Genomic DNA, 17,585 nt, shown 5'->3' with positions numbered 1-17,585 from the left:
GCTTACGTTTTTTCCTGCATATCCACGAGGTAGTAGTAACTACCGCCCTCGCAGCCATCGGGCAACTGGCGGGTACGTAAGACCTGCAGGGTGAGACCGGATGAGAAGCCAACCTGTGACCATTCTTCGCTGACATCATCCTGACGACTGACCACATCGCTGAAGCGCGGCGGGGTGAGATCCTTGAACTTGCTGATGGCCTTCAGTTCATCACTTCTGTCATCGCAGGCGCTCAGAAACAGAGTGGTGGCAACCAGTGCCAGCAGAGGTAGTGTTTTACGTTTCATTATTTTTTTCCTGAAATCAGACGAACCACTTTGGCAAAGACATAAATCCCCACAAAAATACCCACCGGCACACCGGCACACCGGCGAACGGCGTCAGTGCAACACTGGCAGCACCGGCTGCACCTCCGCCCGTCAACAGTGCAGCAACGGTGGCAAGTGTCAGGGCCGTGAGGCTGTCGGACACCCCGGTTTTGTTCAGAATGATGACGATGGCAACAATGGCGATAATGGCAATTACGGGCATAGGGCTCCTCCCTGTTGCCGGGTTGATAACAACGCTTGCGCTATTCTGGTGGACTGTCGGCCGGAACAAACGTAAGCAGTGACTGCTGGATAAAGCGAAAATGGGGTAAGGTCTGAATAAAGACCGGGTCTTCAACAAGACGACACAGACTGTCGTTACGCCGGAAACTCTCCTGCAGGAGCTGAACCAGATGGATCTCATCCAGGGTGAATACGGCGATATGTCCGTCGTGTTCCGCCACCAGATACCAGGCCTGCTGGTGGATGAGTAACCGGCAGGGAGCCAGCCGCTCACAGCGCTGCCCCTCGGCAATCAGCGTCACCCGCCTGCGCCCGGTAATGGCCTGAATCAGTCTCCAGAAAGACAATGCTCCTGAAGGCGAAGGAACCGGACTAGCTGGTGCTATCACGCAGGGAGACTCATCGCACATCAGCAGTGCGTTCACCAGACGGCGGTCAAGGCCGGGGAAAAGTCCGGCCAGCCCGCTGCGGTGGGCAAAGATAAGCACGTCGGGCACCATCTGCATCTCGCTGCCAGCAGTGCGTAAGCGGCAGTATCCGGACTGATACTCCAAGTCCAGATACATCAGTCGCTCACGAAAATCACGCCGCAGCGTGCGCACTGACACGCCAAACTCAGCGGCCAGTTTGCGCACACTCAACGTTTCACCCGCCACCAGACGGCTGATTATCAGTGACAGCCTGACAGCCAGCCGGTCATGGCGGCGTTCTGCCTGTGTCATGAGAGGTTCTCCAGGAAAGTTAACTGACTGAAAATGATGTGATTACTTTAAACAGGGGGGCGGACAGGGTATGGACAACGCAGAAACTATTTTTTATTTCTGCAAAAGCCAGATGTAACGGGGGTTACAGGCTATTACCGGGAGATTGAGGCACACGAGCACGTAGCAATTCGGACAGGTGGTGTCCGATAATAACAATGTGGCAACATAAAACGTCTACTGCAGTTGTGTGAGCAGTGTTTCAGCCATCACCCACAGCGCACGGTTAAGCTTCACGTCCCCGTCAATGCCACGCACGGCACGAGTATGCGTTCGTTCGCCTTTAACATTACGCCCGCTGAGTCCGCCCTTAATCAGGTTTTCCTGAATCCGCTGATAGGTAGTCCACAGGTCATTGCTCTCATCCTGCCAGCGGCGCGGGGAGAGTATCTGCGATTCAGTAACCGGCTGGTGGTCCTCACCAAAGCGATACGTTAGCGCGGCTTTTGCCAGCGCCTGCTGCGCAGGTGGCGGTAAAAGCAACGACTGCATGACATCCCGCTTTTCTTCCACACGCTCAAAAATCCCCAGCACCTCATAGGCCCCCTCAATAACCTGGCTCACCACGTCCCCCTTGTGTGGCACCCGCACCTCGCCAAACGACTCGCCGCAGACCAGACCGTTCTGGCACACCGCCCTGAACAGGCCCGGCAGCATCTGGTACGAACTGGTGCCATCGTGAGAGTTAAGCAGGATAATTTCCGGCACCTGTTTACCGGTAATTTGCCCCTCCCGACGCAGGCGCAGCATATGCTTCGTATGCTCACGACGACGGGGGTCACGTACCCGTGTCTGACAGGCAAAAAATGGCTGGAAGCCTTCCCGCTGCAGGCTGTCGAGCAGGGAGATGGTGGGGATATAGGCATATCGTTCACTGCGGGAGGTATGCTTTTCTTCACCGAACACGCTGGGGGTATGCTGCATCAGTTCTTCATGGGTAAGGGGGCGGTCGCGGCGTATCAGATTAACGCGACCAAAACGGCTGGCTAATTTCATGGGGTTTACCTTTATGGATGACATAAGCGAAAACGCCCTGCTCGTAAGAGCAGGGCGTCAGGGAAAATAGTGATGTGGCGAAGATAAGGATTTTATGCTTTCTGTAGTGGCACAAATTTACTGTGCCATATATGGACGTCCCGCGTTTTGCAAGCCCTGAGTTGATACGGTTTGCTGCAATATATCCGGCGTCGTTAGTGGGTCTGATGACCCGCGCCATGATGTCATCCGCACCCTGTTTCCTAATCACTACATCGGTATGTTACTACCTCGGCACAGTTCAGGCTGTTACAGGGTTGGTTTACCGTTCTCTCATCAGTATCTGCAAACTCAGGAGGAATTGTCTCTCCGGATACAACAATGCTTAGCTCATAGCGAAAGCCCTGTTGATATTAAAACTTGTTGATTCGGTCAGTAAGCGCCAGACGATGCGAGTCAGTTTATTGGCCAGCGCGACCGTGGCTTTCATTTTTCCCCTTCGATCGGTGAGGTGCTTCAGCCATATACCCAATGCATCATCGCCCAGTGCATAACCGAGCGGGCACCATGAATAATTAAGGTTCTGAGGCCACGATTCCCATTTTTGGTCATGGATGACAGGCTGCTTTTCCCACCTGAACTACGTTGTCTGGGAACCAGACCACATCAGGTGGATAGTTGTCGCCCGTTAGAAAACTGCTCCGCATTCACTTCACTCAGAAAAGCTGCCGCAATAAGTGGGCCAATCCCCGGTATTGTCATCAGTACTTTATATTTGGGTTGTTGCTGGCGCAGAGCGGCACCGACGCTGTGTATCCGTGACCCGCATAAAGATGAAAAAATGGCCGCAATCCATAAAGCGCTGGACGAATGCAGCGCAGAGCACCCGGTCTTTTATGAGGATGAGGTGGATATCCATCTCAATCCAAAAATCGGCGCGGACTGGCAGCTACGCGGGCATCAAAAACGCATAGTAACCCCGGGGCAGAATGAGAAATATTATCTGGCCGGGGCGCTGCACAGCGGTACAGGAAAAGTCAGCTATGTGGGCGGCAACAGCAAAAGTTCATCTTTATTTATCAGTCTGTTAAAACATCTGAAAGCGACATACCGGCGAGCGAAAACAATCACGCTCATCGTGGATAACTACATCATCCATAAAAGCCGTAAAACTCAGGGCTGGCTGAAAGCAAACCCGAAGTTCGGGTGATTTACCAGCCAGTTTACTCGCCGTGGGTGAACCACGTAGAGCGGTTGTGGCAGGCGCTGCACGACACGATAACCCGCAATCATCAGTGCCGTTCAATGTGACAGTTGTTGAAAAAGGTCCATCATTATATGGAAACCGTCAGCCCATTCCCGGGGGGACAACATGGGGTGGCAAAAGTGTAGCGGTATTAAGCGCAGCTATTTAGTTCACGGTATTCTTGCCTGTAGCAGCCTCTATCCGTGACGATTCAGCATCATTGGCGTATGCACGTCGAAATTCTCTGATGTACTCATTAAGTTTGCGGACCTTTAGCCCGTTCAACCGCAGAGCTCTGAGTTTTTTCGTCCATAAATTTACTTACATCCGTTGTCGGAATGAACATATCAAAAACAGGTAATTACATAATTTTAATTACAATCCTCCAAATCCCGCTGGGCGTTATCGTGGTGATTCAGAGATGCCGCAAGGGCATCTCTGGCGGACATGATAATTAGTGCTGATGTTCCATCTCAGGCGATCCTCCTGCCGCCATTCTGTTCACTTCTTCGACAAAATGTATGTAGTGAACGTAGTCATTCACATATCCACGTCCCTGTTTAACCGATTGATTCACTTGTTGCTTACTTTGTTCAGCTTTAGCAAATTTTTCCCGGAGAGCATGCTCAACATTGGCAGTCACCTTCGCCACCAGGCTATCAACATTGCCGGCGTTGAGTGCGGCATCTGCCTCTTGTACAACCACGGGAATATGGCCTGCCGGTTTTACACCGGTAAAGGGCGCGCCTTCCGCCTCACGGTGAACACGTACCAGAGTGGTGAAGAGCTGCTGATCGGCCTTCTCCTGAGCGGCCTGACTGCCACCTTGTTTGCTTATTGCCTCGTCAAACGCCTTCCTGACGGTATCTTCACGGTTTTCTGGCACCCATTTTAATAACGGGGTAACATCATGCGCCTGGAGCGCGCTTTTAGCCTCGGTAATCACCGGTCCATCCATGCCGTCGCAGTGGGCGAACGCCGTTGTGCTTATCGTCATTCCCGCAAGGATCACGATGCTCGCGCACAGGGTAGTTCTGATGTTTTTCTGCTTTTTCACAATAATGCTCCCGGGTCTTTTTCGACCTGTTCATCTGCTTTTTGGGGATGTTAATCGACGTAGGATTTCAGACCCTCTGCCGATTTGACATCAGAGTACTGGCGTGAAATCAGGGCGTCGTTCGAATTGGTAAAGTCGAACCTACAAAGCGCAAAGTCGAACGTTCCGCTAACAAGAGGCAGAGCGGAACCCGTTCTTTATGTCTCGTTTTGAATGATTGGTGGCGGTAATACATGCTGATTGAGCTATCCGTTTTTCTTCTGGCAGCAGGAATAATGCAGGCTGTATTGCTTTCTGTTTTTCTACTTTTGCCGTCCAACATTGTACAAACCAGCAACCGGCTATTGGTGGTCGTCCTGCTGACCGTCGCCGCCGGTTTTGGCGAGCTTTTACTTTACGGAAGCGGTGTAAGTTTTTCACACCCAAACTACGCTTATATCGGTACGCTCATCTCTCTGCTTCAGCCGCCAGCTATCTATCTGTATACCCGATCGCTGATGTATTGCCGTTTTCAAATTCGGCTCATTCATGCCGTACACTTAATCCCGTTCGCGGCTGGCCTGATTGTGTTTTTCACACTATATGTTCCGCTACCTGAGTCGGAAAAAATAACAATATTACAACAACAGGATTTACCAGGAATGCCGGAACCTCTGCCCCTTGCGTTGGTCTATCACGGGGTATTTCTCGGTTGGTTGGGCTATTCGCTCGGCCGCTTGCAGTCATTTAATTCGGATATCCAGCGTCTTTATTCTGATATCGCCCGCCAGCAAATACTCTGGCTCCGCTTCCTGCTGTCGGGTTACGCGGGGCTGTGGATCGTCAGTATCATTTGCTGCCTGTTTTTCTATCTGTTCAGGCTAACCGATCAAACCACCTGGATACTGCCTGTTGTCAGTATGGCGGGGTTTGCGTTCATTAATACATTGCTGATCTGCGCACTGCGACAGCCCGCTGCGTTTATGGGGCTAACGCAGGAAGATGAAACCCTGCTGGTGGATATTCAGCCGGTTAAAACACTGTTGTTACCGGAGTCAAAACAGGTAGATAACGTGGTGGATTTTATGCGTCGGAATCAGCCGTTTCTGGATTCCACCCTCTCCTTAAGCCAGCTTGCGCGCCAGATAAAACTTTCACCGCACGATCTCTCCGCCATTATCAACAATGGATTTCAGCAGAACTTTTTTACCTTTATCAGCGAGTACCGCATAGAGTATGCCAAAAAGTTACTGGCCACGCCGGGAGATAAGCGGACCATTCTTGATATTATGTATGCTTCGGGTTTTAATTCTAAATCGGTATTTAATACTGCATTTAAGAAGCAAACAGGTGTGACACCCACAGAATATCGTCGGCAACATTGTCTACAAACAGTACTCCGATGACCTATTTTTTAATGCCTGGATACGCTTGGATAAAGAAGCATGGGTCGGACTTTCCACCAACAAAGGACAGTCAGTTGTTCAGGTTGAGATCCGCCAGCCCTGCCCCAGACGGGCCAGCGGCGTGCTGTCAGCGTTTTTTCACACCGTAGCGCTGCAGGTGGGTGTTCAGGTCATGACCAGCACCGGGCTCAAAGTTCCATGCCCGCCAGATGAGCTGGCCGTCCGCATCGCGAATGACCAGCCGGAAGTGGGTGTGCTGGTCATCCTCAATGCCAACGTTGATATACAGGGCGGCAGTGGCCTCAGCCTGTCTGCGGGTGAAGGTGCCTGCCGGAAGTGTCCCGTCAATCGGCAGACCTTGCGTGATATCCGTCACCCGCCTGTAATAGCCCCGCTTCAGAAGCCCTGTGGCTTTCCGTGCCCGCAGGACATCCGTGGGGGTGATAAGTGAAGACCGCACCGTGAAACGGAAGCTGCTCTGGCCTGTACGTACTAGGTCATATTTTTCAACAACATCATTCAGGGCATCCGCCAGCGGTATACCGGCCTCAATGTGCTCCTGAATCACGCCATCGCTGCCAAACGGCGTGTCGTTAAGAGTCAGTCCGTAGTGCTGGCTGAGCAGATATCCCAGCAGGAGGCGCCAGATTTCGACGGGGGACAGATGTGACAATGCCGCCCATGATAGTGAATCGGGTGATGTTTTCATATCGGTTATTCCGTAATGCTGAAGGGATGTAAGTGGTGGGGTATTACTGCATGGCTCAGGCCATTACAGCAGACACTACGGAACAGGCCCGGCAGCATCTGGTAGCTGCTGGAGCCGTCATGCGAGTTGAGCTGAATAATTTCCGGAACCTGCTGACCAGTGATTTGCCCGGCACGGCGCAGGCGCAGCATATGTTTCGTGTGCTCCCGGCGGCTCTGGTCACGGACGCGTGTCTGGCAGGCAAAGAACGGCTGAAAACCTTCACGTTGCAGGTTTTCCAGCAAAGTGATGGTGGGAATGCAGGTGTAACGCTCACTGCGGGATGCGTGCTTGTCTTCGCTGAATACGCTGGGCACCACGCGAAACAGCTCCTCACGGGTTAACGGACGGTCACGACGGATAAGATTTGCGGCGCTAAAGCGCGAAGCCAGACGGGTCATAAGCAGACTCCTCATAACGGGAAAACAAATAAAGAAATCCCCGTCGCATCGGCGACAGGGATAGGGAAATAACAGGGATGGGTTAAATACTCAGAAGAAGAAATCCCAGACAGCGCGGGCCACTGACACCACAGCGGAGCGCACGGCCTGAATAATGGTTCGCACCGGGGCGGGAATAAGGTGAAAGGTGCTTACCGTATCGAGTATGGCACCTACGGTTTCACCGAAATCGGCACGGGCCTGTTCCTGAACTACCATTGTGCGAAAGTGATGCTGCAGTTGCGCTACCACCGGGCTACTGGCCTCGCGTGGCAGATACTTAATCATCCTCTCAGCCATCACCCGCAATCCCCACTGCAGACGGACCGATACGGCACACACCGGATGCACAGGCTGAAAAATCTCATGCAGCAGGCAGATTTTACGGCTGATGTTTTGTTTTTGCTCTGTGGACAATCTTTCTCCACCGCTTGTGGGCTCGGTCTTGTCCGACTGGCTGATAACAAACATCACCTTATGTCGGTATGCCTCACTAATCACCTTTCGGTAAAAATACTCATCCACCGCCAGCGCACGGTCATCAGCTTTAATCAGCCACAGCACCAGGTCGAGCCGGGGTAGCTGATCCCGATACAGCACAGCATATTCGGTATCGCGAGCACTGTTTTCGCCCACACCGGGCAGGTCCACGATGGTCATAAACCGTTCACCAACTTGCAGACGAAATCGCAAAGGTTCACGGGTGCAGGCGCCCACATCACTGACCGGAGATACTTCACCGGCAAACAGGGCATTGCAAAGGCTACTCTTTCCCGCCCCGGTTTTACCCATAATGCCGATCACTGGCTCGTAATGGGTTAACTGATTTATCTGCTGTAATATGCGTTCAGACACCCATTGTGGCAGGCCGGAAAGCGAGTGCTGCAGGGGCTGCAGACCTTCAGATTTTCTCATGGCTACTCCTCTCAAAAATATAATAAAAAAACGGCAGAACCGTTAGGCTCTGCCGTTAATTGGATATGCTCAGTTGAATGATATATATCTGAAGTTTTTTACAATGCTGACCCAATCACTAATCTTTAGCCATAGAAACTTTTATTATGCAACACTGCTGTACTAATCAATGAGGAGCAGGTAACCTCCCCTAACGAAGGATTCATCATTATATATCTCTTTATTTTGGCAAGTTGAGTGAAATCACTCAACACCTGATTTCTTTGTTCCAGAAATGAGCATTTATAACATGTTACTATTTTAAGAAATGAGCCATAAATAATTAATAAAACATGGATAATCACTTAAACTTGTTACCCGCTACAAATGGAGTAACATAACTAAAATACTCAGATTGAGCAGTTCGATTGATATTCCAACGTCTGGCGTTAGCAGGACGTTCTCGCTGATCGGCATGTGTGAGAATCAACCGTCTTTTCGCTCGTGAAACACCGACGAAAAAAGCGCAACGATTCTCATCCTGATCGCCAAAGAAAATCTCGTTTTCTACTGCCATGATAATGACAGAGTCGAATTCCAACCCTTTACTTTTATGAATGGTCAGAATGCGTACAGCCTGATCATCCGCAAAACGTCCCAACGCTTTTGGCAAATCTGGTTCTAATTTATGCAATTCTTTAATCCGGGCAAAAGTTTCACGGATAACATCATTTAAACGCGAACGAGTTTCATAGTCAGGTGATAAAGCAACCAAAATTTTGGAGCCGATATACTTCAGAAACTCTATTGCCAATTGTACCCAATCCGAAAAAGGCGAGTCTGTATGCCTAGCATCAGATACTTTTTTACGTTGTTTTTTAATTAATTGATCAAGATCCTTTCTCGCACTTGACTGTATTTCTTCATCGGCAAAAGGAATCAATTGATTCATCAATCTAATCCAAGCCTTAGGTTCACGCTTACCGTAGAGACATGATAAATAATCTACGATCAAACGTGCTGCAGGTTCTATAGTGATATCCTGCAATTGTTGTTCGTTACGATATGGAATACCGCGTGCTTCCAACTCGGTCATAAGGTGGTCAGCATAAAGTTCCAACTGTTTAGAAACCAAGACTGCAATTTCTGCAGGTGGTAATTGTTCTGTATTTATCCAACCATTTATTAGATCAGCCAAATAGACGGCTTCTTTACAACTGTCTTCAAAACGCCAGGCATAAACCTCACCTCCATCGCCACCCAATTGTTCATCTGGCATGACAGAGTCAGGATCAAGCGTACGAATAATTTCGTTCTGAACCCGCAGCAATTGTGGTTTAGAACGGAAATTGCGATACATGTTAAGTGGTACGGCATTAAAATCATTGGCAAAGGTTTGGAAAATACCGTCCAGCGCTCCAGCCCAAGCCATAATTTTTTGTTTAGTATCACCTACTGCCGTAAGGCGAAGACTAGTCCCTTGGAAAGCAAGCTTAACTAAGTCATATTGTAAATTCGTGCAATCCTGGAACTCATCCAAGAAAATATCGCTGTAAGTTTGCCGAATTGCATGACGGGCAATTTTTGAGGTTTTCAATATCTGGATTGCCAAAGGGACCAGATCGCCGAATTCAATTTGAGTACGAGAGGGGCCATTTTTCTTGTCCACAATTGTATAACCCGCATCCAGGACATCTTTCCCCGTGAGCACCGGCCTGAAACGATCGATGATACGTTTGGCAAATGCATGGAAGGTATAGCTATCAAAACGCGAGGCAAGATCAGTCCCGCACCGCCGTTCGACACGCTCTTTTAGGTTTCGGCTGGCATCAACCTTGAAGGAGATCGCTAGAATCCGCTTAGGGTACCGACATGTTCCTGTACGCAAAAGGAAGTCTGCTCGTTGCGCAAGCATTTCCGTTTTACCCGCACCTGGTCCGGCGGTGAGTGCCAAGCAGCGCTTACGCGCTTTTGCTGCTCGTTTTGCATTTGGTTCCAAAGTCAGTCCATCGGCGGGTTGCCATGCTTCAGCAGCAATCATTCTGGCAGCTCTTCGAGTTTGGCAATAACTGCATCTGCCAGCCTGCTTAGCGACTCAGGCATGTTTTCAAGTAATTCAGTGTCCCTTAGCTGAGTTAACGCCTCAATGTGTGCTGCTGGTTTGCTGCCAAGCTTAAAGCGCTGATGATAGGTGCTGAACAACATTAATTCGTCTTCACTGTATTGAGATGAATCGTGATGGCTTTTCCCGAGGACAGCCTTGATAGTTGACTCATCAGGTTTTTCTTTATCAACATCATAAGCTTCGGGATAAGCCAGTAACATTGAAAAGTCCAAATCCATTGGGGAAGAAAAAAAAACGCCACGTTCTTCGAGAAGTTCGAAATAATTATCAAAGTCCCGAACTTTTTGAGCTTTATCTTTCCAACTTGGAATTCCGTGATCTTTGGGGAGTTTCTTATACGGCTCATATGCAGAAAACTGATCATTAACATACTTGATTCGTCCCCATCCTGCCGCATAGCGAGCTACATCAAGATCAAGCAATGTCAGATAGGGAATCTGCAACGCTGAAAGCAACCGCCAAAAATGATTGACATGCCTACCGCCTAACGGCGCAATCGTGATTGCTGACTCATCAACTGGCGCGCCTTTGGCCTGAAGTAGACATGGCAACACAATCTCTTCACTATCACCTTCACCTAGCACGACGAGACGTGAGAAATAAATCTCAGGAAATGCTTGGACGGCTTCACGGACAAACTTGTGTGCATCATCAGCTTTCTCTGGCAATTTGATACAGGTGACCCGTGTTTTTCGAGCCTCAGTTAACCGTAGATAACGTATTAACTCAGGAGCAACGCGACGTAACATTGTAGGGGCATGAGTAGCAATGAGAGCTTGTGCATCCACATTTTTCGTCATGGTATACAAAGCACTGACGATACGTCCCAGGTAATGTGGAGAAAGACTATTTTCTGGCTCCTCCAAGGCGACCAGCGTAAAGACCGGTGGACGTAACTTATCGGGATCAAAAGATACATCTTCCTCGGCGAGCACAGCTCTCCCAATCGCTTGAGATGATAATACTAGGGAAAGATAAAGCATTGACTTTTGGCCATCACTCAACCGCGAAAAATCGACAAGTGAACCGTCGTGCCCGGGGGTAAAAGAAACCGACAAATGTCGCAACAGTGCTTCAATCTCCGAAGCCACAAATGTGATTTTTGGATCAGCGAAAAATTTGCCCTTGTGTAGAGTGGCCCAGGTTGTTTTCAAACTCTTACTAAATGCTTTCACTGAAGGGTTGGCTGCAAGGCTGTCGCTTATTTGATCGGTCAGACCTTTGATCGTATCGCGCTCAGCATCCCAACGTACGGCACGGAGCAAACGGCCTAGTAATGCATTCGCACCGTAAGTAATGTGATCAGCAGGGTCACGTCTGGCTGGTAAATAATGAACCTGGATGTGATTACGCTCTGCTCGTGGTACTTGAGCTGTGTTTTGAGGTGAACCATCAGCATTGACATCCAGTACATACACTAAGTTTTCGTCGATATCACCATCCAGTCCCATAGTAGCCGTGAGGCGAAAACGCACACGTGGGAGGCCTCCCGGATCATCAAGTCGCATATGACTAAAATGAGGTGCTACGGTACTGTTATCATCTTCCTCATCAAGTTCAGGAAATAAAAAGTCAGCTTCTATCCACAATTGGCGCTCTTCCGGAACTTCTTCTTCATCATAAGGGACATGGAAATCAGAACGATGGATCCGACGCAATGCAGGATCAAAGGCAAATAGTTTGCATAAAGCCTGAAGTGCCGCGGTTTTACCCGAGCCATTAGGACCGATTAAGTAAGTGATATTTTCAAGGCTTACCTCTGTCGGTTCTGGGCCAAAAGATTGGAAACCAGATATCCGAATTACTTCAAGCTTCATGTTGATTACGCCCCCAGCTCACTTTACCCATTGAATAAATTAGCTAATAGTTTTCATGCCACTAATGAGTCCATGACTTTTAAATTCTCGCACATTAAGCTCAAAAATATTTGATCTCGTTATCGATTCAAAGACTTAAATACTTCAATTCCTCTGGAAGGTAAGCGAACAGCCAGAACCGTATTGACGAACGACGGCTATTCGGAAGACAGTGCTATGCGCCATGGCAGCAGTTCAGCAGCACCGCCAGTTGCGCCGACGTCAGGAACACTTTGCCATCATGGGCCGACGGTCAGCCGAAGCAGCCACGCTCTAGCCGTTTTGTCAGCAGAAACAGTCCGTCGCCGGTGGACCACAGCACTCCTGAGCGCCAAGAGCATATGTTGCTAAAACCAGTCTGTACTTACCAATGGTGGGACAGGTCAGGGGAATTACGGGGGTATACCACTACATTTTTCCGAGCCCCTCATGGTATTTTGGTAACATTGGTTGATATCTAGTATCTCGGCAAGAATGCGGCGAACAAGGAATATTAAAGATTACTATTCAGAAACATGTCCGCTGGCTATAAATAAAAAAAACCGCTAGAAACTCCTTCTAGCGGCTCTAAGCATGAGCAGTTTTCCTGTTCACACCAGACGGAGCGAGGCCCTTGATAGTGAGGTTCCGCCATTACCACCGCTGATTGCCGCCACACCGTAAAGTAGACTGCTCAGTTCATCAACAGGCACGTTAAGCGCATCACTCAGTTGAGTCAGATGAATGCCGTTACCTGCTAAAGCGGCCATCATTTTTTCAATAATGAGCGATCTTTCACGCTCAATTCCTCCCGGCTCACCGGTTCGATATCCCTTTGCCGTCGCATCGCGCATCAGGCTGTTATATTGCCATTCCGTCAGCACGTTCAGATTGCGCATTCTGACAATCAGAGCCATCGCCGAAACTTTCCAGAGCGACTTCAGTTGCACGATTTTGTCAAACGTCGGGAATGCCATCTTAACGGCCATCACGTTTTCCGGGGGCATCAGAAATGCTGACGCAAAAGCATCCGCTTCACGCTCAGCATCCTGCCCCTTGACATCACCATGACGGTGAAGTACCAGATGAGCCAGCTCATGTGCCGCATCGAAACGGCTGCGTTCACCTGACTTACGTGTGTTGAGGAAAATGTAAGGAACATCATCTTTCCAGAAGGAAAAAGCGTCGATACTCGCCGTTTCCTCTGAGAGCCAGAACACCTTAACGCCGTGCTTCTCCAGAAGATGAACAACGTTGGTGATACTCTTCTTACCTATTCCCCAAGCTTCGCGCACCGCCTGAGCGGCGACCTCAGACTCACTTCCACGAAGATTCGGCAGTTCAGGCTGAGGCAAAGTGAAGCGCGTACTGAAATACTCGCTCAGCATAACCCCCAACCCACCAGCTCCAATTGCCGCATGCTGGTCGACGGCTTTTGTCGTACGCAAAGAACGAAATGAAACCGTCAGTGGATCGATTGCTTCAACGTCATCCCCAAAGAAAAAGGACTCTGGATATTTTAGAGCGCTGGCGTACGCCTGGACTGTCTCTGGCGTGGGTTCATACAAGCAATAGGGTTTTTCGTACTCAATTACAATACGACTAGATAGCCCCATTTTCTCTGCTAATTCCTTCAGGGTCAGTTTGCGTCTAATCCGCGCCAGCTTGAGCCGGGACGGATTAAAAAGGCGTTTGCCGTCATCAACAGGGTTACTCATTTGCTTTCAACAGTAATAGATATGTCATCATCAAAATCCTCATCAGGGAAAATATCAGCACCTTCAAACGGCAGAGGACCCAAGATGATACGCTCACTCCATGCGCTTACACGGGCAAATCCGTCCTGATTCACCATTCCTACCGGATATGACACCTCGCAGCGAACCTCTTTGTTAGCCGCATCATAATAATACAGGACGATATAAGTACGGGTGCTGTCTATCGGCGTGATCTCAGATTTGCCTGAATACAACGCATCCGTCTGGAACATATCAGCTGTGCCGGGATTGTTGTGAACAATCGAGCGCGTTGCCTCACCCTTGGCATTTTTGGTTTTCGGCAATCCATCAGGACGTCCGGTGTGCCTATCGCCCGAGGTGATAATCAGATTAACCCCTTTGGCTGAGTTAACGACCATTTCCATTCGCTTGACCACTTCAGGAGACCAGCCGTTACCCTTACCAATCAGTACACGGCGGGTCGCGGCGACCATCTCACTCCAGAAACGGAACCCTGCATCTACTGCGGGGTGAAGCTTGCTAGATTTACGGCGCTCGTACAAAGCAGACGTCAGAGCGGCATGAATATCGTTTTCTGAAAAACCCAGTTCATTAAGTACAAGATCTGAATCAGCTTCGGTATGTAGGATACAATAAGGCATGGTCATGAAGGCATCTCCGTGAGGTTCACTTCATGATTTCAACATAATTATTATGATAAAATCAAGAAGTGATTCAGGAAAGTCGTTACAGGTCCTCACTTAGTTCGTCACACCCCCGCTTCCCACCTTTCCCTTCCTTCTATCAGATTTCTGAAAAATCTTATTAAATTTCATAAACTTAAATATAACCCTATGCTGTAACTTTATAGTTGAAAAAGTGAGGAAGCGGTACATTCCCTGCGTATGACCTGCAGCCAGTTCACTGACATACCGCGATGCTTATAAAGCCTTACTGGTTGCTTTTATATAACTATGAAAAAATGGCGTTTCGAGTTTCAGGTTAACATAGGGGTGTTTATGTCGGTTTTTCATAACTGGCTGCTTGAGATCGCTGGCGGAAATTATCTTGTCTATATCAAACGCCTTTCCGCCAACGATACAGGCGCAACAGGTGGTCATCAGGTCGGACTTTATATCCCTTCCGGCATCGTAGAAAAGCTGTTTCCGTCCATTAACCATACCCGCGAGATGAATCCTTCAGTCTTCCTCACTGCGCATGTGTCATCACATGATTGTCCCGACAGCGAAGCCCGGGCTATTTATTATAACAGCCGTCATTTTGGTAAAACCCGGAATGAAAAAAGGATCACGCGCTGGGGAAGAGGCAGCCCACTTCAGGATCCTGAAAATACAGGTGCTCTGACACTTCTGGCCTTCAGGCTTGATGAGCAAGGCGGGGACTGTAAGACAGTGAACATCTGGGTATGCGCCAGCCCTGATGAAGAGGACGTTATCGAGACCGCTATCGGCGAAGTTATTCCTGGAACACTTATCTCTGGGCCCGCTTGGCAAATCCTGGGGGGCCTGTCTCTTCAGCATGCACCTGTAAATCATAAATACGTTATTCCTGAAGACTGGAAGCATCGCTTTCCGTCTGGAAATGAAATTATTCAGTATGCCGCCGGTCATTATGCGAAAAACTCCAATGACCCGGATGTGCAGCTGATTGACCGCCGGCGCGTTGAGTACGACATCTTTCTGCTGGTTGAGGAATTACATGTTCTTGACATCATCCAGGGAGGATTTGAATCTGTGGATGAGTTTATTGCATTGGCCAACTCTGTCAGTAATCGACGTAAATCAAGAGCCGGAAAGTCACTTGAGCTGCACCTGGAGCATCTTTTCATTGAGCACGGGCTGCGGCACTTCGCCACACAGGCAGTCACTGAAGGCAATAAAAAACCAGATTTCCTATTCCCCTCTGCAGAGGCATACCACAATGTTGAGTTTCCCAGAGAAAATTTGCGCATGCTGGCGGTCAAGACCACCTGTAAAGATCGCTGGCGCCAAATACTGAATGAAGCAGATAAAATCCATCAAGTGCATCTGTTTACACTGCAGGAGGGGGTGTCTCAGGCACAGTACAGGGAAATGCGTGAAGCAGGTGTCAGGCTCGTTGTGCCGTCATCGCTACACAAAAAATACCCGGAAGCGGTCAGAGAGGAATTAATGACGTTCGGTGCGTTCATTGCAGAGCTTACAGGCCTTTACGCTAAGCTTCCTTAAGTAAACTCCCGGCATCATAGGCCGGGAGCATTACTCAGACCTGTTCAGCGTTATCAACATCGGCAGAAACAGCTTTGAGGATATAAGGTTGCAGCAGTCTGGCAACAGCTTCAAATACCGGTACCACAACAGAGTTACCGAACTGTCGGTATGACTGCGTATCAGAAACCGGTATACGGAAAGATTTGCCGTCTGGCTTTTCAAAGCCCATGAGGCGTGCACACTCGCGGGGAGTCAGCCTGCGCGGTCGACGCGCTTGGTTTTCTTCGTTCATAAAGTCTGCTTCACCTATATCCATATCCCAGCCGCGGTCTATCAGAATTTCAGACCCGTCTTTGTGATAGCGGGCAGAAAGCGTTCTGGCAACACTTTCCTTATTTTTAGGATTGACGAGACCAAAACCGAAACCATTCCCCTTAGCCGCATGCTTTTTAGCATAGTTGTAGAGGTACTCCCAGAGCTTCGGAGTCAGGATATATTTACTGTCAACCACGGGTTCCAGCAGCTCGCCAAATGACGGACGTTGTTCCGGGTAAAAATGGCTGACGTCGCGCAGGGTAAAACCCTTGTGAATATTCAGGTCGCGGCGGAACCCGACTAGGACGATACGTTCACGGTGCTGAGGCAGGAAATATTTTCCATCGATGACTTTAGGATCGCTTTTTCCCACATCAGCAGCATCCGCAACTTCATAACCCAGCTCGTCAAGGGTCTCCATGATGACTTTAAAGGTTTTGCCCTTATCATGACTCTTCAGGTTTTTGACATTCTCCAGCACAAAGATGGCCGGTTTTTTTGCCCGTATAATGCGCGCCACGTCAAAGAAAAGCGTTCCCTGCGCCTCACATTCAAAACCATGCGCACGACCTAATGAGTTTTTCTTGCTCACACCAGCAAGACTGAATGGCTGGCAGGGGAAGCCTGCCAGAAGCACATCATGATCCGGCACGTGCTCATCAATGTAGGCATAGGCGTCGGTTTCTGACACTTCAGGTTTGTCACTGAGAGTGACTTCCCGGATATCGAGATTGAATTTGTGTATGTGCTCATCATTAAACCAATTAGCTTTATAAGTGCGCACTGCCTCTTTATTCCACTCGCTAGTAAAAACGCACTGGCCACCAATGGCCTCAAAGCCTTTTCGTATACCGCCAATACCTGCAAACAGGTCAATGAACCGGAAAGAATAGTCCGGGTGGTATGCAGGCGGTTCTGGCAGCATTTTCCGGAGAAGTGCTTCTTCAGCTGACGTCAGTGATTTTGGTGGGCACTTACCATTAACCCAGCGGTTAAGAGTTTCGCGACTCCACTCGTTTTTCCCGACTTTTCTAAGTAACTCAGCCACGTACTTCTGATCATAGATTTCCAGTACCTGTTCGATCAGCTTTTTATCATTTTCCTGTCGCAGCTTTTCTTCCTTCCCTGCTTTCTCAAGCAGATCCTGCGCCAGCAATTCAAATTCAGACATAATGCCTCCATAGGGTCTTATGGGTGAAACTCTATCACTCATCTGACCCAGAGGGAAATTTTTTATCTGGATATTTAAACAGTGGCAGTTGTTGGAACCTATTAGCTCTATAAAGCTACCCACAATGATGCTTTTGGGTAGTTAGTCAGTTAAA

Annotated in this window: 12 protein-coding genes and 6 pseudogenes; 3 read left to right on the top strand and 15 right to left on the bottom strand. The window is 49.1% G+C overall.

All coding sequences use genetic code 11. The annotated features are described in order from the left end of the window. Positions 1-5: 5 nt before the first annotated feature. The 5 genes and pseudogenes from HV345_RS03360 to HV345_RS26325 form a co-directional block, all read right to left on the bottom strand. Positions 6-287: pseudogene (locus tag HV345_RS03360) on the bottom strand (YfjS/YafY family lipoprotein); the annotation flags it as partial. After that, positions 287-531: pseudogene (gene ypjK, locus HV345_RS03355) on the bottom strand (protein YpjK). The pseudogenes ypjK and HV345_RS03360, both read right to left, overlap by 1 nt. Positions 532-571: 40 nt before the next feature. After that, entirely contained in the window at positions 572-1,273 is a 702-nt protein-coding gene (locus HV345_RS03350) for a WYL domain-containing protein (protein ID WP_015063051.1), read from the bottom strand. Positions 1,274-1,489: 216 nt separating this feature from the next. Continuing rightward, on the bottom strand, positions 1,490-2,308 hold the full coding sequence (locus HV345_RS03345; RefSeq protein ID WP_053275379.1) for a DUF932 domain-containing protein: 819 nt from the start codon (positions 2,306-2,308) through the stop codon (positions 1,490-1,492). 495 nt (positions 2,309-2,803) lie between these two features. Next, positions 2,804-3,049 (bottom strand): annotated as a pseudogene (locus tag HV345_RS26325) (transposase). 16 nt (positions 3,050-3,065) lie between these two features. Between HV345_RS26325 and HV345_RS03335 the strand changes: the two are divergent. Further along, positions 3,066-3,679: pseudogene (locus tag HV345_RS03335) on the top strand (IS630 family transposase); the annotation flags it as partial. Between the two features lie 308 nt (positions 3,680-3,987). Here HV345_RS03335 and HV345_RS03330 read toward each other — a convergent pair. Further along, positions 3,988-4,590 (bottom strand): DUF6448 family protein, encoded by a 603-nt coding sequence (locus HV345_RS03330; protein WP_051910832.1) that lies wholly within the window; start codon positions 4,588-4,590, stop codon positions 3,988-3,990. Between the two features lie 233 nt (positions 4,591-4,823). Here HV345_RS03330 and HV345_RS03325 point away from each other — a divergent pair, with 233 nt between their 5' ends. Further along, on the top strand, positions 4,824-5,975 hold the full coding sequence (locus tag HV345_RS03325; RefSeq protein ID WP_032180275.1) for an AraC family transcriptional regulator: 1,152 nt from the start codon (positions 4,824-4,826) through the stop codon (positions 5,973-5,975). A gap of 127 nt (positions 5,976-6,102) precedes the next feature. Here the strand turns inward: HV345_RS03325 and HV345_RS26320 are convergent, their stop codons facing one another. From HV345_RS26320 to HV345_RS03290, 8 genes and pseudogenes are all read right to left on the bottom strand, one after another. Then, complete coding sequence (locus tag HV345_RS26320) at positions 6,103-6,351, bottom strand: DUF905 family protein (protein WP_223307989.1); 249 nt, start codon at positions 6,349-6,351, stop codon at positions 6,103-6,105. Beyond that, positions 6,331-6,684, bottom strand: a pseudogene (locus HV345_RS26315) (TA system toxin CbtA family protein); the annotation flags it as partial. The gene HV345_RS26320 and the pseudogene HV345_RS26315, both read right to left, overlap by 21 nt. 56 nt (positions 6,685-6,740) lie before the next feature. Next, positions 6,741-7,124 (bottom strand): annotated as a pseudogene (locus HV345_RS03315) (DUF932 domain-containing protein); the annotation flags it as partial. Positions 7,125-7,214: 90 nt separating this feature from the next. After that, on the bottom strand, positions 7,215-8,078 hold the full coding sequence (locus HV345_RS03310) for a GTPase family protein (RefSeq protein ID WP_035897355.1): 864 nt from the start codon (positions 8,076-8,078) through the stop codon (positions 7,215-7,217). A gap of 340 nt (positions 8,079-8,418) precedes the next feature. Continuing rightward, a complete protein-coding gene (locus HV345_RS03305) occupies positions 8,419-10,098 on the bottom strand; it encodes a UvrD-helicase domain-containing protein (RefSeq protein ID WP_035897357.1) in 1,680 nt (559 codons plus the stop codon). Next, positions 10,095-11,999: an ATP-dependent endonuclease gene (locus tag HV345_RS03300; protein ID WP_046670264.1), complete on the bottom strand. Its 1,905-nt coding sequence runs from the start codon at positions 11,997-11,999 to the stop codon at positions 10,095-10,097. Before HV345_RS03300 ends, HV345_RS03305 begins: the two co-directional genes overlap by 4 nt. A gap of 629 nt (positions 12,000-12,628) precedes the next feature. Then, on the bottom strand, positions 12,629-13,735 hold the full coding sequence (locus HV345_RS03295; RefSeq protein WP_023326115.1) for an ImmA/IrrE family metallo-endopeptidase: 1,107 nt from the start codon (positions 13,733-13,735) through the stop codon (positions 12,629-12,631). Next, positions 13,732-14,403, bottom strand: coding sequence for a hypothetical protein (locus HV345_RS03290; RefSeq protein ID WP_023326116.1), 672 nt, complete (start codon positions 14,401-14,403; stop codon positions 13,732-13,734). The genes HV345_RS03295 and HV345_RS03290 overlap by 4 nt, the downstream gene beginning before the upstream one ends. Before the next feature lie 351 nt (positions 14,404-14,754). On the opposite strand from HV345_RS03290, the gene HV345_RS03285 reads away from it, so the two are divergent. Next, entirely contained in the window at positions 14,755-15,963 is a 1,209-nt protein-coding gene (locus HV345_RS03285) for a type II restriction endonuclease (RefSeq protein ID WP_032635832.1), read from the top strand. A gap of 34 nt (positions 15,964-15,997) precedes the next feature. Here HV345_RS03285 and HV345_RS03280 read toward each other — a convergent pair whose 3' ends face one another. Then, on the bottom strand, positions 15,998-17,431 hold the full coding sequence (locus HV345_RS03280; RefSeq protein ID WP_023326118.1) for a DNA cytosine methyltransferase: 1,434 nt from the start codon (positions 17,429-17,431) through the stop codon (positions 15,998-16,000). Positions 17,432-17,585 lie beyond the last annotated feature (154 nt).

It is taken from the genome of Citrobacter sp. RHBSTW-00986 (assembly GCF_013783065.1).
Lineage (GTDB): Bacteria > Pseudomonadota > Gammaproteobacteria > Enterobacterales > Enterobacteriaceae > Citrobacter > Citrobacter braakii.
The sequence above is the reverse complement of the archived record's forward strand: the minus strand, read 5'-3'. Positions and strand labels throughout refer to the sequence as shown.